Annotated in this window: 22 protein-coding genes; 20 read left to right on the top strand and 2 right to left on the bottom strand. The window is 43.8% G+C overall.

All coding sequences use genetic code 11. The features are described from left to right. Positions 1 to 74 precede the first annotated feature (74 nt). From QNO02_RS18100 to QNO02_RS18090, 3 genes are all read left to right on the top strand, one after another. Positions 75 to 1,994, top strand: coding sequence for a beta-glucoside-specific PTS transporter subunit IIABC (locus QNO02_RS18100; protein WP_289389569.1), 1,920 nt, complete (start codon positions 75 to 77; stop codon positions 1,992 to 1,994). Between the two features lie 49 nt (positions 1,995 to 2,043). After that, on the top strand, positions 2,044 to 3,507 hold the full coding sequence (locus QNO02_RS18095) for a glycoside hydrolase family 1 protein (RefSeq protein ID WP_289389568.1): 1,464 nt from the start codon (positions 2,044 to 2,046) through the stop codon (positions 3,505 to 3,507). A gap of 168 nt (positions 3,508 to 3,675) precedes the next feature. Then, a complete protein-coding gene (locus QNO02_RS18090) occupies positions 3,676 to 4,242 on the top strand; it encodes a 5' nucleotidase, NT5C type (protein WP_047843459.1) in 567 nt (188 codons plus the stop codon). Between the two features lie 12 nt (positions 4,243 to 4,254). Here QNO02_RS18090 and QNO02_RS18085 read toward each other — a convergent pair whose 3' ends face one another. Beyond that, positions 4,255 to 5,139 carry an AraC family transcriptional regulator gene (locus tag QNO02_RS18085; protein WP_289389565.1) on the bottom strand — a complete coding sequence of 295 codons (885 nt, stop codon included), beginning with the start codon at positions 5,137 to 5,139 and terminating at the stop codon, positions 4,255 to 4,257. Positions 5,140 to 5,273: 134 nt separating this feature from the next. Between QNO02_RS18085 and QNO02_RS18080 the strand changes: the two genes are divergently transcribed. The 11 genes from QNO02_RS18080 to QNO02_RS18030 all read left to right on the top strand — a co-directional run bounded on the left by QNO02_RS18080 (position 5,274) and on the right by QNO02_RS18030 (position 19,134). Beyond that, positions 5,274 to 7,994 carry a family 78 glycoside hydrolase catalytic domain gene (locus QNO02_RS18080; RefSeq protein ID WP_289389564.1) on the top strand — a complete coding sequence of 907 codons (2,721 nt, stop codon included), beginning with the start codon at positions 5,274 to 5,276 and terminating at the stop codon, positions 7,992 to 7,994. Between the two features lie 115 nt (positions 7,995 to 8,109). After that, positions 8,110 to 8,586 carry a putative immunity protein gene (locus QNO02_RS18075; RefSeq protein WP_289389563.1) on the top strand — a complete coding sequence of 159 codons (477 nt, stop codon included), beginning with the start codon at positions 8,110 to 8,112 and terminating at the stop codon, positions 8,584 to 8,586. Further along, positions 8,567 to 9,100 carry a GNAT family N-acetyltransferase gene (locus QNO02_RS18070; RefSeq protein WP_289389562.1) on the top strand — a complete coding sequence of 178 codons (534 nt, stop codon included), beginning with the start codon at positions 8,567 to 8,569 and terminating at the stop codon, positions 9,098 to 9,100. Before QNO02_RS18075 ends, QNO02_RS18070 begins: the two co-directional genes overlap by 20 nt. 140 nt (positions 9,101 to 9,240) lie before the next feature. Next, complete coding sequence (locus tag QNO02_RS18065) at positions 9,241 to 10,329, top strand: acyltransferase (protein ID WP_289389560.1); 1,089 nt, start codon at positions 9,241 to 9,243, stop codon at positions 10,327 to 10,329. 166 nt (positions 10,330 to 10,495) lie between these two features. Further along, positions 10,496 to 11,056 (top strand): DEAD/DEAH box helicase family protein, encoded by a 561-nt coding sequence (locus QNO02_RS18060; protein WP_289389558.1) that lies wholly within the window; start codon positions 10,496 to 10,498, stop codon positions 11,054 to 11,056. A 57-nt stretch (positions 11,057 to 11,113) separates the two neighbouring features. Further along, positions 11,114 to 11,419 carry a hypothetical protein gene (locus QNO02_RS18055; RefSeq protein WP_289389556.1) on the top strand — a complete coding sequence of 102 codons (306 nt, stop codon included), beginning with the start codon at positions 11,114 to 11,116 and terminating at the stop codon, positions 11,417 to 11,419. Positions 11,420 to 11,643: 224 nt separating this feature from the next. Beyond that, entirely contained in the window at positions 11,644 to 12,483 is an 840-nt protein-coding gene (gene licT / locus QNO02_RS18050) for a BglG family transcription antiterminator LicT (protein WP_036613486.1), read from the top strand. Positions 12,484 to 12,650: 167 nt separating this feature from the next. After that, positions 12,651 to 14,588, top strand: a complete 1,938-nt coding sequence (locus QNO02_RS18045; RefSeq protein WP_289389555.1) for a beta-glucoside-specific PTS transporter subunit IIABC — start codon at positions 12,651 to 12,653, stop codon at positions 14,586 to 14,588. 443 nt (positions 14,589 to 15,031) lie between these two features. Next, positions 15,032 to 16,945, top strand: a complete 1,914-nt coding sequence (locus QNO02_RS18040; RefSeq protein ID WP_289389554.1) for a beta-glucoside-specific PTS transporter subunit IIABC — start codon at positions 15,032 to 15,034, stop codon at positions 16,943 to 16,945. A 34-nt stretch (positions 16,946 to 16,979) separates the two neighbouring features. After that, positions 16,980 to 18,422, top strand: coding sequence for a 6-phospho-beta-glucosidase (locus QNO02_RS18035; RefSeq protein ID WP_289389553.1), 1,443 nt, complete (start codon positions 16,980 to 16,982; stop codon positions 18,420 to 18,422). 313 nt (positions 18,423 to 18,735) lie between these two features. Further along, entirely contained in the window at positions 18,736 to 19,134 is a 399-nt protein-coding gene (locus QNO02_RS18030) for a RidA family protein (protein WP_289389551.1), read from the top strand. A 119-nt stretch (positions 19,135 to 19,253) separates the two neighbouring features. Here QNO02_RS18030 and QNO02_RS18025 read toward each other — a convergent pair whose 3' ends face one another. After that, positions 19,254 to 20,414: a S8 family peptidase gene (locus QNO02_RS18025; RefSeq protein WP_133385235.1), complete on the bottom strand. Its 1,161-nt coding sequence runs from the start codon at positions 20,412 to 20,414 to the stop codon at positions 19,254 to 19,256. 211 nt (positions 20,415 to 20,625) lie between these two features. Between QNO02_RS18025 and QNO02_RS18020 the strand changes: the two genes are divergently transcribed. From QNO02_RS18020 to fabD, 6 genes are all read left to right on the top strand, one after another. Continuing rightward, on the top strand, positions 20,626 to 21,150 hold the full coding sequence (locus QNO02_RS18020; RefSeq protein ID WP_289389550.1) for a GNAT family N-acetyltransferase: 525 nt from the start codon (positions 20,626 to 20,628) through the stop codon (positions 21,148 to 21,150). A 50-nt stretch (positions 21,151 to 21,200) separates the two neighbouring features. After that, entirely contained in the window at positions 21,201 to 21,659 is a 459-nt protein-coding gene (locus QNO02_RS18015; RefSeq protein ID WP_289389549.1) for an SMI1/KNR4 family protein, read from the top strand. Positions 21,660 to 21,735: 76 nt separating this feature from the next. Then, positions 21,736 to 22,593 carry a Cof-type HAD-IIB family hydrolase gene (locus tag QNO02_RS18010; RefSeq protein WP_206105759.1) on the top strand — a complete coding sequence of 286 codons (858 nt, stop codon included), beginning with the start codon at positions 21,736 to 21,738 and terminating at the stop codon, positions 22,591 to 22,593. A gap of 176 nt (positions 22,594 to 22,769) precedes the next feature. Beyond that, positions 22,770 to 24,035, top strand: coding sequence for a YncE family protein (locus tag QNO02_RS18005; RefSeq protein ID WP_289389548.1), 1,266 nt, complete (start codon positions 22,770 to 22,772; stop codon positions 24,033 to 24,035). An 18-nt stretch (positions 24,036 to 24,053) separates the two neighbouring features. Next, on the top strand, positions 24,054 to 24,275 hold the full coding sequence (locus QNO02_RS18000; protein WP_133385232.1) for a hypothetical protein: 222 nt from the start codon (positions 24,054 to 24,056) through the stop codon (positions 24,273 to 24,275). A 324-nt stretch (positions 24,276 to 24,599) separates the two neighbouring features. Continuing rightward, positions 24,600 to 25,805 carry an ACP S-malonyltransferase gene (fabD, locus tag QNO02_RS17995; RefSeq protein ID WP_133385231.1) on the top strand — a complete coding sequence of 402 codons (1,206 nt, stop codon included), beginning with the start codon at positions 24,600 to 24,602 and terminating at the stop codon, positions 25,803 to 25,805. The last annotated feature ends 137 nt before the right edge of the window (positions 25,806 to 25,942 follow it).

Genomic DNA, 25,942 nt, shown 5'->3' with positions numbered 1-25,942 from the left:
AATGAGATGGCGCCATCAATATGCGCTAGATTCGTTCGGGTATTTTTTATTGGAAAAATGAGGAGGAAAACATCATGAAACATCAGGAAACGGCACAGGAAATCATTAAAGCCGTTGGGGGAACAAACAATATTAACTCGGTGTATCACTGCGTCACACGTTTGCGCTTTGATCTGAAAGACAACGAGAAAGTCGATAACGGCTCACTCAAGAAATTGGATAAGGTCATGGGAACGAATATTTCCGGTGATCAATTCCAGGTCATTATCGGTAATGATGTGGCAAAAGTATTCGATGCCATGGTGAAGGAAAATCCGGCAATCCAGCAAACTACAGAAAAGAAAGAGCCAAAGTCGGATAAAAAACAAAATGTCGTGCTGAAAATTTTTGAAACAATCGCAGGTGTCTTTGCCCCAATGCTTCCAGCGATTACTGCGGCAGGTATGCTCAAGGGATTACTTGCACTATTCGTGTCAGTAGGTTGGATGTCTGCCGGAACGGATACGTATCGTATTCTTTCAGCAATTGGTGACGGCGTATTCCACTACCTGCCTTTACTGATTGCAGTCAGCGCTGCTCGTAAATTCGGCAGTAACCCGTTTGTCGCGATTGCACTAGGTACGGCACTCATGTATCCAGACATGACAGCATTGTTATCTAGCGGTGAATCGGTTGGATTTTTGGGAATCCCGGTTACAGCAGTAAGTTATGCTTCATCGGTTATCCCGATTCTTCTTGCAGTATGGTTGATGTCCTATGTTGAGAAATGGGTTGACCGAGTTATCCCTGCTGCGCTCAAGCTATTGCTTGTGCCACTGATTACCTTGCTTGTAATGGTTCCGGTAACGCTGATTGCAATTGGTCCATTGGGTACATTTGTAGGTAGCGGATTGTCTGGCGGTATCAACTGGCTGTTGAATGAAGGCGGATTGATTGCAGGTATTGTTCTTGGCGGCGCGATGGCGCTCATTATTATGACAGGAATGCACTATGCACTTGTGCCGATCATCCTGAGTAATATCGCTACACTGGGCTTTGATAAATTCTTGCCATTGACCTTTATCTCCAATATGGGTCAGGCTGGTGCAACACTCGGCGTATTCTTCCGGGCAAAAGATAAAAAACTTAAAACCGTGGCATTGTCAACGAGCTTTACAGCTCTGATGGGTGTAACGGAGCCAGCTATGTACGGCGTAAATATGAAATACAAAAAACCATTTGCAGCAGCCATGATTGGTAGTGCAGTGGGTGGCGGATTCGCCCTTGCTTTTGGCGCGAAAGCTTACGTTCTTGCGGGCAATGGTGGTCTCCCAGGACTTCCTTCCCTAATCGGACAGACCTTCTGGTACTCCTTTGGGGGCATGATTTTGGCCTTTATCGTGGGTGCAATCATGTCTACGATATTTGGTATCAAAGAAGAAGAAGGAGACGCTGAGGCGTTAGCTCAATTCTCACCGGGTGCTTCTACAGCACCAGCGAAAGTTGTTTCCAACGAAGCTGCAACCGTAAATGTGGACGACATGGGCGATCCAACACCAACGAGTGATGCAGTAGCTGTTGCACCGATGACAGGTAAATCCATCCCGCTCAAAGAAGTCAACGATCCAACATTTGGTGATGAATTGATGGGTAAAGGTGTGGCATTTGTTCCAACGGTGGGCGAATTGGTTTCTCCAGTGACAGGTACCATCATGAATGTGTTCAAAACGAAACATGCGATCGTTGTCCGCAGTGATAACGGAATGGAATTGTTGATTCATGTTGGAATTAACACGGTAAAGCTGCGTGGACAGTATTTTGATGCACATGTTACTACAGGAGCACGTGTTCAGGCTGGAGACAAGTTACTTACATTTGAACTGGCCGAGATTGCAAAAGAATACGACATCACAACCGCTATGGTTGTTACCAATACGGCTGATTACAAGCAGGTTCTACCTGTGAAATTGGGCGAAATCACGATGGGTGAAGACGTATTGAAAGCTGAGATCTAAACTGTCCGTCTTAGGACTAACAATATCAACAAAAGAAGGAGAGATACGAATGATTAATCGACAAGGGTTCGCGGAAGGTTTTCTATGGGGCGGCGCTATTGCCGCTAACCAGGCTGAAGGTGGATTTGACGCTGGTGGCAAAGGATGGTCGACAGCCGACATGGTTCCTTATTTTGAAAAAAAGGATTATACCAACCTTAGAGAACTGATGCATGTTACGAGTGCAACGGTCGAGAAAGCGATGGCACATCACAGTGCAGAAGGTTATCCGAAGCGTTACGGGATTGATTTTTACCACCGTTTCAAAGAGGATATTGCGCTGTTCGCCGAGCTGGGCTTCAAGACATTCCGTCTGTCCATCAACTGGCCGCGTATTTTCCCGAACGGTTATGATGCCGAGCCAAATGAAGAAGGACTGCGTTTCTATGACGAAGTGTTCGATGAACTCCGGAAATACGATATCGAACCACTGGTAACCCTCTCGCATTACGAGATGCCTATGGCACTTGTTCTGAAATATAATGGCTGGGCTGGCCGCGAAGTGATTGGACATTTTGTAAGATATGCGGAAACCGTGATGACCCGATACAAGGACAAAGTCAAATACTGGTTGACGTTTAATGAGATTAACACAACGATTATTGAACCGTTCACAGGCGGCGGTATTATTGAAGATCGGGTTGAAAACACGATGCAGGCTTCATATCAGGCACTTCATCATCAATTTGTAGCCAGCAGCCTGGTGACAGAGAAAGCACGTCAGATTAACCCGAACTTCCAGATCGGATGTATGCTTGCTCGAATGATTCACTACCCGGCGACGTCGAAGCCAGAGGATGTACTGCAAGCACAGATTGATAACCAGCTGAACCTGCTGCATACGGATGTACAAGTTCGTGGTAGTTATCCAACGTTCATGGCTCGGTACTGGGCAGAGAACGGGATTACGATTGCCATGGAACCAGGAGATGAGCAAATCCTGCGTGAGCATACGGTTGATTTCATCTCATTCAGTTATTACACATCCTTGGTGTCCGCAGTGAACCCAGAGGAATATGGAGTAACTGGAGGTAACCTGTACAGTACGATCAAGAACCCGAACCTGGAGCGTACGGAATGGGGCTGGCAGCTTGATCCGATCGGTCTGCGCGTTGCACTGAAAGAGCTGTATGACCGTTATCAATTGCCGCTGTTTGTGGTGGAGAATGGCCTTGGCGCGAAAGATACGGTTGAGGCAGATGGTTCCATCAACGATGATTACCGTATGGATTATCTGAGAAAACATATTACACAAATGAAAGAAGCCGTTATGGATGGTGTGGACCTGATGGGATATACCAACTGGGGAGCGATTGATATCATCAGTGCATCCACTTCGGAAATGTCCAAGCGTTATGGCGTAATCTACGTGGATCAGGATGACAACGGACAAGGCACATTGAATCGTTATAAGAAAAAGAGTTTTAGCTGGTACCAAAAAGTTATTGCCTCGAATGGCGAGAACTTGGAATAGATCAACCTATATAGGCACCCCGGGCGTAGCTGGTATTACGGCGCCGGGGCGCCTTTTTAATATAATCAGGTGGAATTCTCATCAACGCTATTGGCATTTTAAGGTAAAAAAGATGACTACATAACATTCTGGATGGTATACTGTGATCGTATTGGGGGAGGGATAACCATGAAGAAGCCTATTATTGCTGTAGATATGGATGACACGATATGTCATCTGGTCAAGCGGGCTATATATCACAACAACCTCAACTTCCCGACCCATCCGTTGCGCTATGAGGATATGATTCATTGGGATACATCCCATTTGCGTCATCCAGAGAGCACGCATGATGTATTTTATGGTCGGCCGGGTCTGTTCGAGGAATTGGAGTTATACGACGAATATGTTGTAGATGAGATGCGAAAGCTGAACGATGCTTATGATGTTATTGTTGTGACGGCAGCAGAACCAAGAACAGTTGTTGAGAAGTGGAACTGGCTTCAGCAGCACATGCCTTTTATAACCGCAGAACAGTTTATTACATGCAAAAGAAAAAATCTGCTCGCTTTTGATTTGCTTATTGATGATGGGGCACATAATTTGATTCCCGCGCATGAGGATGGCAAAAAGGTCATCTGTATCCCGCATCCATGGAATATACAGGAGCGTGAGCGATACAACTTTCCTTTGATGTCTTCATGGAAAGAGGCCAAGGCATACATAGATGAAGTGTTACAGGTTGTTGGTGTCTGAAAGTTATGAACCTTATTGTCCAGAGTGCTGTGCTCTGGATTTTTTGCGATAGGCGAGAGGTGTTTCGCCTGTTATTTTTTTGAATGCAGCATAGAATGAATCCATATCCCGATATCCGACCAGCTCGGCAATCAGGCTGACTTTGTGCCGTGAACTCTTAAGCAGTTCACAGCTTTTTTGTATACGGAGATGTTGCAGGTGGGCGCTAAAGGTCTGTCCGGTATGCCGAAGAAACATTCGTCCAATTTGCTTTTCGCTCCAGCCTGATACACGTACCAGATCAGATACTCGGATTCGGTCGCTCACGTGTTGTTTGAGATAGTGAAGAATGTACTCAAAATCAGTGGAATGAATCGCTTCATCCTGAACCTCTTGATAAAGTTGTCTGTAGGTCATCAATACCAACTGGCTCACCAGGGTGTATAACATGGTAGACGAACCGATTCCGGGAACGGAGGATTCACGGTACATCTTCACCATTAGTTCTTCAATCCGATTGTTGTGATCCACAACGGATATATAAGGAACTTGATTTTGTGCCAGATCCAACAGATGATGGATGATTTCTTTTTCCTGAATGATCGCTGTCAGCGTGTTGATCAATTCAGCATTAAATAAGCAATTATATAGAATTAACGGATGTTCGGTTACGTTTGTACTCACAGGACGAAAGACATGAGGAACGCCGACAGGAATAACAAACAGCATCCCTTTTGTCACCGGAATGACATCTTTACCGATATGATGAAAGCCCTTTCCTTCGGCAACATAACTATACTCAATAAAATCATGTGCGTGAAAAGGAAGCACAAAATCTTCAGAGCAACGATTGACGAAAAGTTGCAGATGATTATGCAGAAAGTATTCGCTTTTCATGAGTTGTACAGATGAATTCACAAGCAACCTCCTCGCACAAATGGCTGAATCACCGGATGAAATAGTCCTGATTACCGGGTATTTAGGGCAACAGGATCGATATAATTATATCGTAACCCCGAATGGGAAGCCAAGATGGAAAGGACGATCTGCTAATGTTCAACGTGAGTCACCTTCGCTGTGAGTATAGAATCAATCCGATAGGCCTTGATGTCAAATCACCGAGATTAAGCTGGCAGTTGCAGTCTGATCGTCGAAACTGCATGCAATCCGCATACCAGATCCAGCTTTGCCTGTCAGAAGATTTTGATGAGATTGCATGGGATTCTGGCAAGATAAGCACGGATCAATCCATACATGTGGAATTAAACCATTTTCAGCCTTCTCCGCGAACGAGATACAACTACCGAATTCAGGCATGGGATGATGCAGGAAGTGATTCGGGCTGGTCCGAAACGGCTTATTTCGAGATGGGACTTAAGGATAGTCATAACAAGTGGCAAGCAGAATGGATCACAGCTCAACCATCAGATGATGGAGATACGTCATGCCCACGTATGCGCAAGCAGTTTAATGTGAAACAACCTGTTACGTCTGCCAGAATATATGTGACAGCACTTGGATTATACGAGTTGCATATGAACAACACAAGAGTAGGAGAAGATTATTTTACACCTGGTTGGACCTCTTATCGTAAGCGATTACAATATCAAACCTATGATGTAACTCATCTACTTCAGGATGGGCAGAACATATTAGGCGCTTATCTGGGTGATGGCTGGTACCGAGGGTATCTCGGCTGGAACAAAGAACGGGAGATATTTGGTTCAACGTCCGCATTGCTGCTGGAACTGCATATGAAATACGCAGATGGATCGGAGGAATGGATTTTATCTGGTGGGGATTGGACCGCTGCTCCTAGTGCGATTCGTATGTCGGACATCTATATGGGGGAGACGTATGATGCACAAATGGAGTCTGATTGGTCGGATTCATCTCAGACGAATTGGGCACCTGTGAACGTACTGGATCATCCCAAAGATATCATCGTTGCGCAGGAGAACGTACCCGTCACCCAAGTAGAACAGCTACAGCCAATCGCTTTGTTAACAACCCCACAGGGAGATCGTGTAATAGATATGGGGCAGAATATGGTGGGATGGGTGAGATTCAGCATTCAAGGTGAGACGGGTCAGACGGTTGAGCTGCACCATGCTGAGATATTGGATCATGAAGGCAACTTCTACACAGATAATCTTCGCGCCGCCAAGCAGTGTATTCGCTACACCTGCAAGGGGGATGGCGTGGAAACATTTGAACCGCATTTTACGTTCCAAGGGTTCCGCTATGTGAAGCTGGTTGGCTTCCCGGAACACGTTTGTCTGGATGAATTCACCGGAATAGTGCTGCACTCGAATATGGAGCAAACAGGTCAGTTCTCATGCTCCAGTCCACTGGTGAACCAACTGCATCACAATATATTGTGGGGGCAAAAGGGGAATTTCCTTGACGTGCCGACAGACTGTCCACAGAGGGATGAACGGCTCGGGTGGACTGGCGATGCACAGATGTTTGTCCGCACGTCTTCCTACCTGATGAATACGGCACCCTTCTTCACCAAATGGCTGCGGGATCTGGCAGCGGATCAGGGAGAAGATGGCGGTATTCCATTCTTTGTTCCGGATCTGAGAAGTTCCACCTCAGAAGGGTGGGGAGACACCAGTCATTCCTCCGCCGCTTGGGGTGATGCAGCAGTCATCTGTCCTTGGACCATCTATGAGGTGTATGGGGATGTTAGGTTATTGGCCGAGCAATATGAGAGTATGAAGCGGTGGATTGAGTATATTCAAGCGCAGGGTGACAATCCGTACCTGTGGAACACGGGATTCCACTTTGGCGATTGGCTGGGACTGGACTCCAAGCCCGATAGTTATGTCGGCGCAACGGACACGGATTATGTGGCAACTGCATTCTATGCCTATTCGGTTTCGTTAACACAAAAAGCGGCTGAGGTACTTGGAAAGACAGACGATGCTGAATATTACAAGCAGTTGCATACAAACATTATTCATGCATTTCGAAATGAATTCGTGACTCCAGCTGGCAAAATTGCTGTTCCTACGCAAACAGCGCATGTTCTTGCGCTCCAATTTGACCTGCTGGACACCACTGCCCGAACTCGTGCTGTCGATCAATTGGTTAAACTCGTGAAAGAGGCGGGGGATCATCTTACCACTGGCTTTGTAGGCACGCCTTATCTGAATCCGGTGCTGAGTGACGCGGGTCTTCACGACCTGGCATATAAATTACTTTTTCAAGAGGATTATCCGTCCTGGCTATATCAGGTGACTCAAGGCGCAACGACGGTCTGGGAACATTGGGATGGGATCAAAGAGGATGGCAGTCTCTGGAGTGCTGATATGAACTCATTTAACCACTATGCGTACGGAGCGATTGGGGAATGGTTGTATCGTTATGTCGCTGGCATCCGGTCCGATGGACATCAGCCAGGATTCCGAATGGTGCATATCGAGCCGCAACCCGGACCTGGACTGGATTGGGTGGAAGCGAGTTTGGAGACGATGTATGGTCAAGTTGCTTCAAGCTGGCACCGGCTGGCGGAGGGAGACATGGAGATACGGGTGCATATCCCCGCCAATACGAGAGGTACGGTGCGTCTTCCTGGAGCGGGTTCGCAGACTGTTCTGGAGCAAGGGAAACCGTTGGATCAAGTGAGTGAAGTTCAGGATATTCGAAGTATTGGAGACGATGTTGAAGTCACACTTGGATCTGGAAGTTACCAATTCACGTACAAGGACACGGGTGCGAAGAGGGAACGAGATGTTCAGGAGGCTACATTGACAGAGTCCGTATAATAATAGAATAAGCGATAAGAGGTACACTTGAAGAGGATCTGCACACACGCAGGTCCTTTTTGGAACTTGTCTGAGAGTAAATTTGTAGTTTTTGAACAATGAAAGGAGCATGACCATGGCAGAACCTGCATTCAAAGATGTACCTTTACGCCGCGAAATAGAGGATTTAGCTAAGCAACAAGATCACCATACATTGGCCTGTTGGGCTACGGAGTGTGCGGCACGTGTCTTGCATATATTTGAGAAGAAGAAGACGGAGGATCTCCGCGCCCGTGATGCCATTAATGCAGGAAGAGGTTGGATCCGTGGAGAGATTACCATGGTTGATGCTCGAAAGGCCGCTTTTGCAGCTCATGCTGCTGCACGGGAAGCCGATAATATCGCTGCCTCTGCTGCATCTCGTGCGGCGGGACACGCAGCTGCAACGGCCCATGTCAAAGGCCATGCGGTGCATGCCGCAACGTATGCAGTGAAAGCTATCTTTTATGACTGTTTGATGGAAGAGCAAGAACGTCGTGTCCTGGAAGAGAGAACGGGGCAATATCAATATCTGTTGGGAGGAAATACGGGTCATGGGGAAAGAACACGTTAGATTAATTAAACCATCACAAGCGTATAAGGATGCGTATTTGGCATTTTATGAAGACTGGGTCAGAAGTGGAGAATTGATGGTACCTTGGGTCATTTCCAAAGATCCTTATGCGTTCGATGAGATGTTGGCGTTTTTGCAGCGCAATGAACAAGGGATCGACATCCCGGAGGGCTGGGTCAAAGACAGTACATACTGGCTGGTCACGGAGAGTCAACAAATCGTGGGTGCCGTCAATATAAGGCATGAGCTTAACGACAAATTGTTCAACAGTGGAGGGCATATTGGATATGGTATTCGTCCAGGAGAGCGGCAAAGTGGCTATGGTTCTGAAATTCTCAGGCTTTCTTTGGAGAAAACGATAAAACTTGGAATCTCCAAAGTGTTGGTCGTATGCGATGCGGTTAATGAGCCTTCCAGAAGGGTTATCCTTCGAAATGGTGGCATTCGGGATGAAGACTATGTGGAGTCAAATGGCAACATTGTTGAACGATTCTGGATAGAAAATGTCGAATAATGCAGAATAATGATGTAATATAACGAAAATAATATGGATTATGATTGTATTACCCTCGTGTGCTGATTAAAATGAAGCATAGAATCTGGATTGCGGCCGGAAACTATCATCCCATATCAGGCACAAGTGAGGTTATCTTTATGAATCAACCGGTTAATCGGCCCCGGCGAATTGAGTACCTGGATCTCTATCGTGCGTTTGCCATCATGGCAGTGGTAGCTATTCATGCAACTTCAACTGCAGTTGCGCATTACCCCAAGCATACATTAGATCATGATGTGTATTATTTCTGGAACACGTTTTTGCAATTTGCCGTTCCAGCGTTTCTGTTCCTTTCATCCCTGGTCTTGTTCTACAACTACAGCTCCAAGGTGAATGAGAAGGGTTGGATGCTCGCTTTTTATAAGAAGCGTTTATTTAATGTATTTGTACCCTATGTGGTGTGGTCCCTTATCTACTTTGCTATTAAACAGTTGCTTGCGGGCAAAGAACCTTTGACCCATGGTGTTCAATTTGCCAAACAATTAGTGATGGGAACCGCTCATACGCACTTGTACTTTTTTTTGATTATTCTTCAATTCTATATCGTTTTTCCATGGCTTCTGTCCCTTACACGACATCGTTTGTTTAATCGTTATTTGCCATTATTTTTTATTGCTGGCCAAGCGATCTTCTATGCACTACATTTGCAGTTTCACTTCGAACGGACAGGGAGTTTGTTACCCAGTTATCTGATCGTGATTGGATTTGGCGCATGGGTTGGGTTGAACTTTGAGTGGGCATTGAAGAAACTATATGCTCACCGTTATGTGCTTATAGTTGCATTGTTGAGCGGAGGTGCCATTTTTATATATGGTAATGCTTATATCAAAACCGCTTTCGCTGCATACCCGGTTATTATCTATACCGTGCTGTTCCTGTTCCGAAATCTGTTTACGCTGTCAGCCTGCTTGCTCCTTCTGATCTTTACTGAACGAATCGGCACAGGAAAACATACCGAAGTTCGTAAAGCTACGCATGTTTTGGACTCCTTGGGTACCGTTGCATTTGGTGTATTTTTAATGCATCCACTCGTACTGCTCTTCTGGAGACGTGAATTCACAGATGAACTGGCTCGGCACTTCAGCGTAGGCATCATACTATCTTATGTTGTAGCGCTCCTAATCTCATGGATCTGCGCGATGGGATTGCGCCGGATGAAGTGGGGATGGGTACTGATTGGACGTTAAGTTAAAATAAACATATGTCATTTAAGATAAGAGATTTCAAGCCCTCACGCGTTGAGGGAATCACTTGAAACCTCTTTTTTATTTGCCCTAAAGAAGGTATTATAGAGTTTAATGTCCATAAAATTGAATTAATGGAATGAACACTACCTTGTCAGGAGTGATCGAAATGAAATTGGTGATTATTTTTGGTCCGCAGGCTGTGGGCAAAATGACGGTTGGGCAAGAACTGGAGAAGATAACAAAGCTTAAATTGTTTCATAACCATATGGCCATTGAATTGGTGTCTCCTTATTTCAGCTATGGTACACCACAAGGCAAAAGACTGGTGAGCCTGTTCCGGCAGGAGATTTTTGAAGAAGTGGCAAAGAGTGATTTGCCGGGTCTGATTTTTACTTTTGTATGGGCGTTTGATTTGGCGAAAGACGGAGAGTACATCCGTCAAATCAGGGAGTTATTCGAATCTAATGGAGGACAGGTCTGTTATGTGGAACTGGAAGCCGATGCATCGGAAAGATTGGAGCGCAATAAAAGTCCGCATCGCCTGTTACATAAGCCAACAAAGCGAGACATCGCGTGGTCTGAGCGAGATTTACTAGATACGATGAAGCATTATCGACTGAATTCGGAACCTGGAGAAATCACGCATGAGCACTACATACGGATTGATAACACACACAAGAGCCCGGATGAGGTGGCAAAGTTAATTCAGGAACGATTTAATTTGTAATCTATCAAACGTTTATCTTAGCAGAGTAGATATTTTATATGAGAGGGGGCATTACATATGTATTTCGTTATTTTTTTGCTCATTGGACTTGTTTTATGTTATCTGATCCCATTTGGTCCGATAGTGGCCGGGGGCATTATTTTTGCACTTGTTGTAGACCAATACCGTCAGACGATGCATATGCGTGAAGATATCCGAGACATCAAGAATCATCTGGGGCTAATGAACAAAGGCGAGGCGCAAGAGTACGAGATGGATCAAGAATACACTCAAGTCGATCGTTTGGATGCAGAAGAAATGAACATGATTAATCGAAGAATTGAAGCCGAACTGGAGAAAGGAAGCAAAAACAATAAACCGTGAATCCTTGTAAAATAATTCTTGTTTTGCACACTCCTGTGAGTATATTTACTTAGATCAGGAGTCATGTTAATACGATATTAACTTTTTGTTGCACTGTGTAGAAATTTGTAATATTATGAGGGAAGCGCGTACAACATATCGGGTTGTAACTGTTGAATCAGGCAAAGCCGTATACCTTGAGAAAAGGGATTGGTTTGTCTTTTTCTGTATATTGGAGTGATAAAGTGAAAATCGAGAAGGTGCTGAACAATAATGCTGTAGTTGCAATGAATGACGAACAGGAAGTTATTATCATTGGCCGGGGGATTGCTTATCAGAAGCGGGCGGGTGATATGGTTTCCGAGCAGCATATCGATAAGATATTTACTTTACAGAATGAAGATATTCAGGAAAACTTCAAGGCATTAATCTCAAGCATTCCTCTGGAATACATGAAAGTATCCGAGGAAATCATCGCTTACGCCAAATTAAAACTTGGCAAGAAATTAAATGAGAGCATTTACTTACATCTCACAGACCATATTCACTTTGCCATTGAGCGGTATCGCAAGAATCTGCCCATACGCAACGGGTTAATCTGGGAGACAAAGCAGTTATACAAAGAGGAATATGAAGTCGGAATGGAAGCGCTCAATATGATCTGTGATCAGTTTGGTGTGATCTTGCCCGAGGACGAAGCCGGTTTTATGGCACTTCACTTTGTGAATGCAGCTTTGAACGAGGAAATGCCCAACATCAAGAGTATGACGCAGGTCATGCAAGAAATCTTGACGATCATCAAGTATCATTTCAAGATTGATTTTGATGAAAACTCACTAACATTTTATCGCTTTGTGACGCATTTGAAGTTTTTCGCTCAACGTTTGGTGAAGGGAAAACATTACAAGAGCAACAACGATGATGAACTGTTCCTGATGATTCAGAAAAAGTATCCGGCAGCACACAAGTGCTCGGAGAAAATTAAGAAATTCATTGAAAGCAACTACACGTATCAACTAACTGACGAAGAATTGATGTACTTAACAATCCATATTGAGAGAGTTGTGAATGCAACTTCTGAATAATCCCATAGATCAGCTTGCAGGGTTGCAACCACTAGGGCAAAACCTGAACGCTTGAATGACAGAACATACCGTTAACCGGATGTTCCATACATTCAGATGTTCAGGTTTTTTTATTCTCTCCAATATGCTTTGAATCCGTGTCTAGCCAGAAAGGAAGAAAAGACTTCATGAAACACGAGCAATTAGCCAAAGACATTCTGTCTGGCGTTGGTGGTAAACAGAACATTAACAGTGTGGTGCACTGTGCGACCAGACTTCGTTTCAAATTAAAAAATGAAAATAATGCCAAAACAGACGAACTCAAAAATTTACCTGGAGTCATAACAGTAATGCAAAGCGGGGGGCAATACCAGGTAGTTGTGGGTAACGAAGTGTCTGATGTATATAAAACCTTGTTACAGGTGGGTAATATGAATGCGGATGAACCGGTCTCAAGTGATGAGTCAGAATCTTCCGGTAAAAAAGAGAGTCTTTTGGGTCAGTTTATCGACTTGATCTCAGGTGTATTTACACCAATTCTCGGATTGCTAGCTGCAACAGGGATGATCAAAGGTTTCCTGTCCATGTTCACTTCTCTCGAATGGCTGGACCCGGCTTCAGGAACATATCAATTGTTGAATGCTGCAGGAGACTGTCTGTTCTACTTCTTCCCAATCTTCCTGGGTTACACAGCTATGAAAAAATTCGGTGGATCTCCATTCCTCGGGATGGCCATCGGAGCATCACTTGTATATCCGACCTTATCCGGTCTTAGTGGTGGGGAACCGCTCTATACGCTGTTTGCAGGCACATTGTTTGAATCACCGATTCATATCACGTTCCTGGGTATTCCCGTTATCTTGATGAGTTATTCCTCATCCGTTATTCCGATTATTATTGCTGCTTATTTTGGGGCAAAGGTAGAAGCGTTCTTCAAAAAGATCATTCCATCTGTTGTGAGAACGTTCCTCACGCCATTCTTTACGATTCTGATTGTTGTACCTGTAACATTTCTCTTGATTGGTCCAATCGCGACATGGGCAAGTCAGCTGATTGGTGCCGGGGTATCGGGCATTTATGACTTGAGTCCGTTGGTGACTGGTATTGTTGTTGGTGGATTGTGGCAAGTGTTGGTGATCTTCGGGTTACACTGGGGTATCGTACCAATTATGTTGCTCAATCTGTCCACACTGAAAGCAGATCCGATTCTGGCGATGATGTTTGCTGCTTCCTTTGCTCAGATTGGTGCCGTTCTTGGCGTTATGCTTAAAACGAAAAATACCAAACTCAAATCACTGGGTGTTCCTGCCTTTGTGTCCGGGATTTTTGGTGTAACTGAGCCTGCTATTTATGGTCTTACTTTGCCATTGAAGAAACCATTTATTATGAGTTGTATTGCTTCTGCAACCGCTGGTGGTATTATTGGCTTCGCTGGTTCCAAAATGTTTGTATTTGCTTCAGGAATCTTTGGTGTTCCAGCGCTGATTAGTCCCACAGAGGGGATCAACTATGAATTCTGGATGGCCATGATTGCCACTATCATTGCTTTTGTACTAGGTTTTGTTCTCGTTTATTTTGTAGGATTCAAAGATCCTGCTAATCCAGAGGCTGCCAAACAGGCTCCAGAGCCAGTAAAAGAAGAGAAGGCTGCACTTGAGCCTAATCCAAACAATCGTTACGAAATTGCCAGCCCGATGACGGGTGAGGTGGTTCCTTTGCAAGAAATTAACGATGCTACATTTGCTGGTGAACATATGGGTAAAGGAATTGCTATTCGTCCAACCAGTGGGAGAGTTGTATCCCCGATTAATGGTGTGGTACAGACAATTTACCGTACCAAACATGCGATTGGACTTGTAGATGATCAAGGTGTAGAGATTCTGATCCATATCGGTCAGGATACGGTACAGCTCAAAGGTCAACATTTCACTGCCCATGTGAAAGATGGAGATCGTGTGAGTGTTGGCGATCTGATTGTTGAATTCGATCTGCAGGCCATTATTGAGGCGGGTTATGAGACCGTAACACCGATTATTGTGACCAATACGGCTGATTATTTGGACGTAGTTGCTACAACAAATCGTGAAGTGCAAGAAAAGGATAAATTGGTTACGGTTATTGGTTAATTCTGCTTTAGTGCGTATTTATAAATATGAACATTATGCAACACAGGGACAATTTCGATGTTTTCGAAGTTGTCTCTTTTTTCATTTTCGGTAACTCAAATGTATTTGCGAATTTAATAAAAATAAGTGTTGCAAACGTAGTTCAGATGTACTATGATGAGTTCAAGAAGTAAGCGCATACATCAATCGGGTTGTAACTGTTCAATCAGGCAATTCCGACCATCCTCAGTTAGAGGATATGGAATGCAACTTACTTTCGTTATCCAAATAATTAAATACCAATGTGTACAGCCTTACAGGGTTGCAACCGTTAAGGGCAAAACCTGAATTGCTGAATAACACGACTGATTTCCGGACGATCCGGTATGTTGTGTATGTTCAGTGGTTCAGGTTTTATTTGTTTCAAAAGTCATGGGGAGTCTACTTAGAGAGGGAGAATTACAATGAGCAACTACGATCAATTAGCTAAAGACATTCTGTCACGTGTAGGTGGTCGCGAGAATGTAAACAGTGTATTCCATTGCGTAACAAGACTGCGGTTTAAACTAAAAAATGAAAGCGTAGCCAAAACGGAAGAACTTAAAAATCTGCCAGGTGTTATTACTGTCATGCAAAGTGGTGGACAATATCAAGTTGTTATCGGCAACGAAGTACCGGATGTATATAAAGCAGTCGTTAAAGTAGGGAATTTCCCAAGTGAAGGACAAGTTGAAGAAGAAACGGACAACTCAGGCAAAAAAGTAGGGTTGTTCAGTCGATTTATCGACATGATCTCCGGTGTGTTCACACCGTTACTCGGTTTGCTGGCTGCGACAGGTATGATCAAAGGTTTTACAGCCATGTTTTTATCCTTTGGATGGATTACGGAAACTTCTGGAACGTACCAACTGTTGAATGCAACGGGTGACTGTCTGTTCTACTTCTTCCCAATCTTCCTTGGGTATACGGCAATCAAGAAATTTGGCGGTTCACCGTTCCTGGGAATGGCGATAGGTGCTTCGTTAGTTTATCCTTCGCTGTCCGGTTTGACTGCTGGAGATCCATTGTACACCCTGTTTGCAGGTACGTTAATTGAATCACCGATTCACATTACGTTCCTGGGTATTCCAGTTATTCTGATGAGTTATTCAACATCGGTTATTCCAATCATTATTGCTACATTCTTCGCAGTTAAAATTGAAAGATTCTTTAAAAATATTATTCCTAAAGTTGTTAGCACGTTCCTTGTTCCATTCTTTACATTGCTCGTTATCGTTCCGGCAACGTTCATACTGATTGGTCCAGTATCCACTTGGGCAGGCCAGTTGATTGGTGCAGGAGCAACAGGCATCTACGATCTAAGTCCAGTGGTTACAGGTTTGCTTATCGGTGGATTGTGGCAAGTGTTTGTACTGTTTGGACTCCACTGGGGACTCGTGCCAGTCATGCTTCTTAACTTGAGTACTTCTGGGGCTGATCCGGTAATTGCAATGTCTTTTGCTGCCTCCTTTGCTCAAATCGGTGCTGTACTTGCCGTTATACTGAAAACCAAAAATACGAAATTGAAATCTTTAGGTATTCCGGCCTTCATCTCTGGGATCTTCGGTGTAACCGAGCCAGCAATTTACGGTGTGACACTTCCACTGAAAAAACCGTTTATCATGAGCTGTATTGCAGGTGGTATCGGTGGTGGTATCTTGGGACTGGCCGGTTCGAAATTATACATCTTTGGTGGACTGGGCGTGTTCGGATTCCCAAGTTTCATTAATAAAGCAACAGGTGTTGATTCTGGTTTCTATATGGCTCTGGTTGCATGTGGTATCGCATTTATCCTTGGTTTTATTCTGACGTACGTGGTTGGATTCAAAGACAAAGTGGAAGCTGCACCAGCTCCAGCACCTGTACTTGATCCAAATCCGAACAGCAGATACGAAATTGTAAGCCCAATGGCTGGTGAAGTTGTTGCATTGAACGAAATTAATGACATAACGTTTGCAGGAGAGCACATGGGTAAAGGGATTGCAATTCGTCCAACCAGTGGCAGAGTGGTATCTCCGATCACAGGTGTCGTTCAAACCGTATATCGTACCAAACACGCTATTGGTCTTGTAAGCGATGATGGTGTAGAGATGCTGATCCATATTGGACAGGATACGGTAAAGCTGAAAGGTGAACATTTTACAACCCATGTGAAGGATGGAGACCGCGTTAACGCTGGTGACCTGATTGTTGAGTTTGATCTGCAAGCGATTAAGGATGCAGGTTATGAGACGGTTACACCGATCATTGTCACGAATACTTCAAATTATCTGGACGTTGTAGGAACAAAAGATGCATCCGTTCATGAGAAAGATAAATTGATCACGGTATTAAGCTAATTGAAATCACAGATGGTTTAGGAGGAATGCCTCAATGAATGAAAAAATTACAGCCTTCCCGGAGAATTTTCTCTGGGGAGGAGCAACTGCAGCGAATCAATTGGAAGGGGCTTATCTGGAAGGTGGCAAAGGTTTAACAACGGTAGATCTGATTCCGATTGGTGCCAATCGATGGAATATTGCTCTGGGTAACCTGGATTCGTATGAGCCAAAAGCAGGGGAATTTTATCCTTCACATGAAGCCATCGACTTCTATCATCGATATAAGGAAGATATTGCGTTATTTGCTGAAATGGGATTTAAGTGCCTCAGGCTTTCCGTAGCCTGGGCACGGATTTTCCCTAATGGCGATGAAGCGGAACCAAACGAAGCAGGCTTACAATTTTATGATGATGTCTTTGATGAGTTATTGAAATACAACATTGAACCTGTCGTGACGATCTGCCATTTCGATGTACCTGTACATCTGGTCAAGACTTACGGCGGTTGGAAGAACCGCAAGATGATTGGTTTCTTTGAGAAATATGCAACGACTTTGTTCAATCGATACAAGAATAAAGTGAAATACTGGATGACGTTTAATGAAATCAATATGTTGCTGCATCTCCCGTACATTGGAGCGGGTATTGTTCTACAGGATGGTGAAAACAAAGAACAGGTTCTATATCAGGCAGCACATCATGAATTGGTAGCGAGTGCACTTGCTGTTAAGGCTTGTCATGAGATCATTCCGGGTGCACAGATTGGTTGTATGTTAGCCGCTGGAATGGTGTATCCATACAGCTCTAATCCAAATGACGTGTGGAAGGCGATGGAGAAAGACCGTGAATCGTTCTTCTTCATCGACGTGCAATCGAAGGGAGCATATCCGGGTTATACTAAAAGATTTTTCAGGGAAAATGATATTCGAATTGAAATGCATCCGGAAGATGCGGAGATTTTGATGCAGAATACGGTTGATTATATCGGTTTTAGCTACTATGCAAGCCGCTGTACAAGTACGGACCCTGAGATTTTGAAAGATTCGACAGAAGGCAATGTATTTGGTTCGGTGAAGAATCCATATCTTCAAGCATCTGAGTGGGGATGGACCATTGATCCTAAGGGGCTTCGAATTACGCTTAATCAACTGCATGACCGCTATGGCAAACCGTTGTTTATCGTAGAAAATGGACTTGGGGCAACCGATGTGTTGTTAGACAATGACTCCGTTGAAGATGACTATCGCATCGAATATTTGAATAGTCATTTTGCCGAGATGGCTGAAGCGATTCAAGACGGTGTAGAGCTCATAGGTTATACAAGCTGGGGACCGATTGACCTGGTCAGTGCGGGTACCGGAGAGATGAAGAAACGTTATGGCTATATCTATGTAGACAGAAATAATGATGGCACGGGCACACTTCGCAGAGTGAAAAAGAAGAGTTTTCACTGGTACAAAGATGTCATTGCGAGTAACGGCGCACAATATTTCTGATACAAGATGTCCGACGCTATAGAATAGACAAAGAGCAGTCTCGTTATTACGGGATTGCTCTTTGTTTATGAGGAGATGAATTTGACCCATGATGTAGCTTTTAGATATAATAAAAAAATCAAGAGAATCTTGTCACTTAAGAAAGGGGAGCATTCACTCATGAAGAAAAAATCACTTGCATTTATATCTTCGGGATATGGATACTCCACTGCTGTCTTTTTCTAGAATCTATTCCAAGGGTGAAGTCTGCCCAAAATCGGAAGAAAACTAGGAAATAACGCAGAAAAATCTTAAGAATGATGAGGTAATTCAGATGAATATTGACAAAATTACTAGAAAAAATCCAGAAAATATGCCAGCTCCTGTAGGTCAGTACACGCATATTACAAGAATCCCGAAGAATGCAGAGTTATTTGTGACTTCGGGTCAAATTGGAGCAGATCATAGTGGACTCTTTCCAGAGAGTCTGAATGAGCAAGTCACTAATACATTTAATAATATTAAAACAGTTCTCGAATCTGAGCGTTTAGATGCTGGAAATATTATCAAAGTGAACATATGGGCAACCGAGAAAATCGATTGGGATTTCTTATATGCGGAGTGGGGACAATTATTTAGTACGGATTATCCTGCAATGACGATTGGATATATTACGGCGTTAGGTCTACCAGAGATTAAAATTGAAATAGAGCTTTGGGCAGCAAAAGTGTAACATCGAATACTTTTTAACCAAAAGAAGGAGCATCTCACTTACAGATGACCCTTCTTTTTTTTATTCGTGAAAAATGGAAAGGATATGCCTTTGAGCAATCATGAGCGATAGTAAGTGTATTATGGCACCTGCAAGCTCTGATAGGCATTCAGTCGACCATACGTCCAATAGATCCCGGAGCCTGATACCGGATCAGAAGCGAAACACAGCGCATCACGGATCTGGGCATTTGTTTTCCCACGTGCAGCAAGAAGGGCAGCGACTCCAGCCACATGAGGAGCAGCCATGGAAGTTCCGCTAAGGTAGGCATAGGAACCACCCAGGTATGTGGATAGAATGGTATCGCCCGGAGCAGCCATATCAACCCAGGAGCCATAGTTGGAGAAATTGGATTTGAGATCGGAGGTGTTGGTTGAAGCGACAGCAATCACGTTGGGATACGATGCAGGTACAATAGGGAATGAAGTGTTGTCGTTACCGGCTGCAGCAATAATCACAGCTCCCCGATCCCAAGCATATTGTACCGCAGCTTGAAGGAAAGCATCTCCCATCGGACCACCGAGGCTCAGGTTAACAACCTGTACACCGTTATTGGCCGCATAGACAAGCCCGTTACCGACATTACCTACCGTTCCTTGCCCGTTGTTATCCAGTACCCGGAGCGGAACGATGGATGCGAGTGGTGCAACACCTGCGATACCCACACCATTGTTGGTAACGGAGGCAGCGATCCCGGCTACATGGGTGCCGTGACCGTTCCCGTCCTCAGGGATGTTATCATAATCAACATAATCATAACCGGGGAGAAGCTTGGAGGCCAATTCTGGGTGGTTCAACTGTACACCGGTATCGATAATGGCGATTTTGACAGAGCTGTTACTTTGAGTAATGTCCCATGCGGTGGGTGCATTAATTTTGGACAGGTTATACTGGTAAGGAAAGAACGGATCATTAGGGGTGAAGGATGCCTCAACGAGGTAATTCGGCTCAGCATGTTCAATCAGCTCATGATCTTTGTAATGTTTAAGCATCCGGTGCATTTTTTTGCGGGATTCCACACGGTACCATCCTAAATCTTCATAGGTCTCAGCGACCTTACATCTCCCTTTTTTGTGAAGGGTGTGCATCTCATCCTCCGTTGTACCTTCCTTGAATTTGACTAAGAGCTGCTTGGGAGCATGAGGGTGAAACTTGCTCTCGGCACGTCGGTCCAGATAACGATACACGAACACGATTATTGCTAGCAAAATGAAACCAAAAACACCTAACCATAACCACATGAGCGTTTCTCCCTCCAATATGGATTGTGACACGCCTTATCGTATGCGAACTCTATCAGACTGCGTGGGCACTCTTTCAATTTGGTTAGTAGTGTAGATAGATTGATAGGAAGGGATAAATTCGGTAAGATGATATGAAGAGAGCCGATCTGGCATGAACAAGATTCAAGGAAGGGCCAAGAAGTAGCTCCTAATACAGAGGATAAGGAATGTGGATTTATTGACACAACTTCAGAGTATACCGACAGTCACACCAGTTCAGGCACACCAGATTCATGATGCCATTGATTTTGCCATGCGTGTACGCAGAGAAGTGTTTCCGATGCTGGATCATACGAGATTACCTGTGGACTTCGAGCAGTTCAGAGAACATTATCTGGATTCCGATGGTTCGGTCTTTCTTGTAGCAATGATGGGGGATGCGGGCATCGTCGGAACGATTGGAATATTACCATATGATGGACGTATTCAGACCGTAGACGGTCGATATGCAGCCCAATCCGCAGCCGAAATTGTAAAATGTTATGTAGATCCTGCGTATCGCAGATATGGCATTGGTTCCATGCTGGTAAAAGAACTGGAGAATGTGGTGAAGGATATGCACTATACTACACTCTACTTGCATACACATCGCTTCTTGCCAGGAGCCGTAGATTTCTGGAAACGTCAAGGGTTTACGGTTATTGCTGAGGAAAATGATGACTGGCAAACTGTACATATGGACAAGTTGGGATGAAGGTAATCATAACTCAATGACATTACAATGGTATTGGAGGAGATCTATCCATGTATTCAAGTCTGATTGAGAAACTGGAACATACCGAGGCTATACGCTGGTTCCCGAACCATCAAGTTCAAGAGAGCTGGATTGTTGAAGTTGAACAAGAGTTGGGCTTTTCGTTACCCCCATCCTATCGCTGGTGGCTTCTGAATTATGGTCAAGCGCTGTTAAGCGGAACAGAAATTCTGACGATTACGTCTTCGGAACACCGAGAGTATACCGATGCTGACATTTTGTATAGATACCGACTTGCCGATGAAGAGGCGAAGAAGGAAGGGAAGCTGGAGCTGTTTGTACCGGACGAGGATGAATATTACTACTTTGATACGCAGACGGCTGATCACCTTGGGGAGTATAAAGTGATGCGTTTGGATTACTTTAATGGGGAACCTGAGGTATACGCGGATTCTTTTGCCGGATTTTTGGAGAAGTTGATCGATCAGCGAACACCACGAAATAGGTAATTTTATATCAGGAAAATGCCTGTCGGCACTCGCTAAGTTAGACATAGACAACATTACATGACAGGGGCATAAGCAGATGCAAGAAATGAAGCGGAAAATTGTATTTATTGATATTGATGGCACATTGGTAGATGATGACGGAAACATTCCGTTGTCAGCGCAGAAGGCTTGCAAACAGGCCAGAGAAAATGGACATTTGCTCTATTTATGTACAGGCCGGTCCAAGGCGGAAATCTATGATTCCATCTGGGATGTAGGGTTCGATGGCCTGATCGGTGCAGGTGGAGGTTATGTGGAGTTTGGCAAGGATGTGTTGTATCACAAAAGGGTAACAGCGGAAGACGTACGTCATATGGTTGATTTCTTCAATGAAAACGGCATTGACTTCTACCTTGAATCCAATTCGGCTCTGTATGCGAGTAGTAATCTGCAACCTCACCTGGAACGCCGTATCTATGGTGATGTGGAGAATGATCCTGTAGCCAGAGAGAAGAAGGAACTGAAGCCACACCCTTTTATTGCTGGATTGACTTATGGAGAGGCCGACCTGTACAAGGATGACGTGAACAAAGTATGTTTCTTGGAGAGCTCGGTCATCCCGTTTGAGCGAATCAAGCAGGAGTTCGAAGGCAAATTTGAAGTCATTCAGTGCACGGTGCCGATTTTTGGTGAAGGAAGTGGCGAGCTGATGATCCCAGGCATTCACAAAGCCATTGCAATCGCCGATCTGCTGAAGCATCTGGGCATGTCCCAAGAAGATACATTTGCCATCGGTGATGGCATGAATGATGCCGAGATGCTGGAGTTTTGTCACGTCGGCATTGCGATGGGCAATGCAAAGCCAGGTCTGAAAGCCATTGCAGACGATATTACTGGAACCGTTGAGGAAGATGGATTGTATCATAGTTTTGTGAAGTATGGATTGATCACTTGATAAAGAAAACAAGGTGAGAGATAAAAACGGTTAATACGTACACCCTTTGTCCCAAACCTTATTTTAGACCCTGCATATATTATTGCAGGGTCTTTTTTTGGTTTAAACAGATCAATTTATTTTTCGCAAAAGGGTTGTAATCAGACCATAACATCTAAGTGGAGGAGAGAATCGAAATGGCCATTCTATCAACCGGACCTATCGAGAATAATACCGTAAGTGATGTACGGCCAACACAACAAGTTACTGTTAAAATTGATAACAGGAATTCTCTGGATGAATCCGTTCTTTTGATACAAGGGTATAATTTGACCTCTACGAGGACTTTATATGTCAGCGAGCAGATTTCACTTGCTCCGGATCAGGTAGTGACAAGAACTTATTTTGCCAATCTTGATGCATTTGAATTTGTCTTTACAGTTGAAGGTGTAGCCATAGAGCAGACGGAGATTTCCGTGTGGGGCAAAAATGAAACCGGCCAGCTTGTTGCCGCACATCGATTAGTTTCTTCCGAACTTGAAATAGAGGGGGATACTACGTCAGTCAACCGCATATATGTAGCCAATTTTAATAGTAACGATGTTTCCGTCATTAATGGGGAAACGAATACGGTGATTGCTACCATTCCTGTGGGGACGAATCCTGCAGGGATTGATGTCAATCCACTAACGAGTCGTGTTTATGTCGCAAACAGAGGCAGCAATACCATTTCCGTCATTAATAGTTTAACCAACGCAGTGATTGCTTCTGTTCCGGTTGGGAGTGAGGCAGGTGACGTAGGGGTCGATATAGCGACCAATGCTATTTATACGGCAAATTTTAATTCATTGGATACAACTGAAGATGTAACCGTTATTGATGGATTGACCAACACGGTGATTGATACTATTACTATTCCGGGACTCAATTTTTTAACGGGTATAGGCGTCAATTCCTTAACCAATCGGATCTATGCAGTAAATTTTAATTCTGATGCTGTGTCTGTGATCGATGGAATAACCAATACAGTGATTGCTACGATACCCGTTCAGGTTAATCCATTCCGCGTAGGGGTCAATCCAGCCACCAACCGTATTTATGTATCGAATTTTACCAGTAATACAGTTTCCGTTATTGATGGTGTGACGAATACCGTAATTGATACCATTCCGGTCGGCGTTACGCCAGCTGAAGTAGCGGTTAATACCTCCACAAACGCCATTTACGTACCAAATCGAGATACGGATAATGTTTCAGTAATTAGTGGATTAACCAATACGGTGATTGCTACTGTTCCTGTCGGAATTAATCCAAACGGAGCGGGCGCCAATCCGTTAACCAATCGAGTTTATATAAGCAATCAAGATGACAATACCATTTCTGTGATCGATGGCGAAACGAATACGGTGATTGCTACCATTCCGGTGGGGGCACGTCCGTTCGCAGTAGGTGTAAATCCGTAGAAAGGTGAGGGGATTCGTATGAAAGAAGTTATAACGGCATCAGACTTAATGGAGCAGCTGATCACCATGAACAAAGAAAATTCTGTATGCCAAGTTAGGATTCCAGGTAAGGGAATATATGCAATTGTATTACAGGGCGATTATTCAACTGTACCATCTTCAGATCAAATGTTGAGTGATACAGAGAACGAAGTGAGCGAAAAAATCGGATCTGAAATAAAGAGGAATCCGTTTCTCTGAAAATAAGGAGAATCGTGAGTCTTGAAGGATCAGATCAGAAAGGAACAGGCATCTCTTCAATGGAGGTGTCTATTTGCATAGTACTCAGACTACAGACAAGATCCAGTAAAGAACAACACTAAATGTTCCAACACAGAGGACAACAAGGAGCCCAAATAGAATGACGAATTTTTTTCCGTTCATAGAAATAGATGACCCTCCTTTTGACTTTATTATTGCATAACTCCTAATGAAAGTTTATTATAAATTTTGCAAACAAGGAATTTATTGGTTTTCAGTTGTCGAAGTGCATGAAATATAAAGTTGATACATGGAGGATGCTGGATGAGTAATGTAGCTCTGTTGTTTCCTGGACAAGGTTCTCAGATGGTTGGGATGGGTAGAGACTTTTGGAATAACTTTGATGTGGCTAAGAAGTTATTTGAAGAAGCCAGTGATGCCATTTCTTTCGATTTGAGAAAGTTATGTTTTGAAGGTAGCATGGCTGATTTGACAATGACAATGAACGCTCAGCCTGCACTTTTGACTGTTAGTGTCATAGCATATCAGGTGTATATGCAAGAAATAGGGATGGAACCTGCTTATTTGGCTGGGCATAGTTTGGGAGAATATTCGGCTCTGGTATGCGCAGGTGTGCTCTCATTTCATGACGCCATTAAACTGGTAAGACAACGAGGTATCATTATGCACAATGCAGACCCGGATCAGAAAGGTACCATGGCCGCCATTTCAGGTATTCATTTAGATACACTTCAAAACATATGCGAACAAGTTTCCACGATCGAGCGTCCTGCTTGTGTGGCTTGTATGAACGCTGACCAGCAGTTTGTCATTTCGGGACATCGGCACTCTATACAAGAAATTATTAAAAGGACAGAAACCCTGGGAACGAAACATTCTTATATCAATGTAAGTGGTCCCTATCATTCTCCCATGATGCAAACCGCAGCAGAACAATTCAAAGTTGAATTGGATCAATATCAATATGCCCATGCAATAACCCCGATTATTTCCAATGTTACAGCAGCACCCTATGAGTCTGATCGATCTGTCGTTGAATATTTAAACATGCAGATGACGATGCCTGTAAGATGGTCAGAGTCTATGCTCTATCTGGTTGCAAATGGGGTTACTGAAGTTATAGAGTTGGGTTCTAAACATGTGTTAGTTAGTCTTATGAGTAAAATAACGAAGCGTATTATACCTTACTCGCTAAGTCAGACTTCCGATTTAATAATACTTACAAATACACAAGAAAGGAAAAATAAACGGTTAACGATTCGTAAAAAGTTGTTATCAGAACTAATAGTAACCGCACTCATTTCACGGAATTATAACCCAGATTCGATATCATATACCCAAACGGTTGCCCCCTTATTTCATCATTTACAACGGGTACAGGAACAAATACACAAGAATGGATACGAACTCAGCGAAGAAGAGATAAATGATGCTCTACAGGTATGTCATTCCATTATTATAGCAAAAAAAATTCCATTGGATGGAACCGCGTTGATTGATGCAATCTAGTACCCGATCTGTTCTTTTGCAAGATCTATTTTACAGCGAAAGGCTACCTTTTTATAAGGTAGTCTTTTTGTCCTTTAATGCATCTGAACTTGTTGAAGCTTCAGATGTTTTGTAATAAATATGTCAATAACTCACGA

The sequence above is a fragment of the Paenibacillus sp. PK1-4R genome (assembly GCF_030369595.1).
Taxonomy (GTDB): Bacteria; Bacillota; Bacilli; order Paenibacillales; family Paenibacillaceae; genus Paenibacillus.
The sequence above is the reverse complement of the archived record's forward strand: the minus strand, read 5'-3'. Positions and strand labels throughout refer to the sequence as shown.

Excerpts from the sequence above, each read along its gene's own strand:
- QNO02_RS18100 (WP_289389569.1), top strand. The coding sequence starts at position 75 with ATGAAACATCAGGAAACGGCACAGGAAATCATTAAAGCCGTTGGGGGA.
- QNO02_RS18095 (WP_289389568.1), top strand. The coding sequence starts at position 2,044 with ATGATTAATCGACAAGGGTTCGCGGAAGGTTTTCTATGGGGCGGCGCT.
- QNO02_RS18090 (WP_047843459.1), top strand. The coding sequence starts at position 3,676 with ATGAAGAAGCCTATTATTGCTGTAGATATGGATGACACGATATGTCAT.
- QNO02_RS18080 (WP_289389564.1), top strand. The coding sequence starts at position 5,274 with ATGTTCAACGTGAGTCACCTTCGCTGTGAGTATAGAATCAATCCGATA.
- QNO02_RS18075 (WP_289389563.1), top strand. The coding sequence starts at position 8,110 with ATGGCAGAACCTGCATTCAAAGATGTACCTTTACGCCGCGAAATAGAG.
- QNO02_RS18070 (WP_289389562.1), top strand. The coding sequence starts at position 8,567 with ATGGGGAAAGAACACGTTAGATTAATTAAACCATCACAAGCGTATAAG.
- QNO02_RS18065 (WP_289389560.1), top strand. The coding sequence starts at position 9,241 with ATGAATCAACCGGTTAATCGGCCCCGGCGAATTGAGTACCTGGATCTC.
- QNO02_RS18060 (WP_289389558.1), top strand. The coding sequence starts at position 10,496 with ATGAAATTGGTGATTATTTTTGGTCCGCAGGCTGTGGGCAAAATGACG.
- QNO02_RS18055 (WP_289389556.1), top strand. The coding sequence starts at position 11,114 with ATGTATTTCGTTATTTTTTTGCTCATTGGACTTGTTTTATGTTATCTG.
- QNO02_RS18045 (WP_289389555.1), top strand. The coding sequence starts at position 12,651 with ATGAAACACGAGCAATTAGCCAAAGACATTCTGTCTGGCGTTGGTGGT.
- QNO02_RS18040 (WP_289389554.1), top strand. The coding sequence starts at position 15,032 with ATGAGCAACTACGATCAATTAGCTAAAGACATTCTGTCACGTGTAGGT.
- QNO02_RS18035 (WP_289389553.1), top strand. The coding sequence starts at position 16,980 with ATGAATGAAAAAATTACAGCCTTCCCGGAGAATTTTCTCTGGGGAGGA.
- QNO02_RS18030 (WP_289389551.1), top strand. The coding sequence starts at position 18,736 with ATGAATATTGACAAAATTACTAGAAAAAATCCAGAAAATATGCCAGCT.
- QNO02_RS18025 (WP_133385235.1), bottom strand. The coding sequence starts at position 20,414 with ATGTGGTTATGGTTAGGTGTTTTTGGTTTCATTTTGCTAGCAATAATC.
- QNO02_RS18015 (WP_289389549.1), top strand. The coding sequence starts at position 21,201 with ATGTATTCAAGTCTGATTGAGAAACTGGAACATACCGAGGCTATACGC.
- QNO02_RS18010 (WP_206105759.1), top strand. The coding sequence starts at position 21,736 with ATGCAAGAAATGAAGCGGAAAATTGTATTTATTGATATTGATGGCACA.
- QNO02_RS18005 (WP_289389548.1), top strand. The coding sequence starts at position 22,770 with ATGGCCATTCTATCAACCGGACCTATCGAGAATAATACCGTAAGTGAT.
- QNO02_RS18000 (WP_133385232.1), top strand. The coding sequence starts at position 24,054 with ATGAAAGAAGTTATAACGGCATCAGACTTAATGGAGCAGCTGATCACC.
- fabD (WP_133385231.1), top strand. The coding sequence starts at position 24,600 with ATGAGTAATGTAGCTCTGTTGTTTCCTGGACAAGGTTCTCAGATGGTT.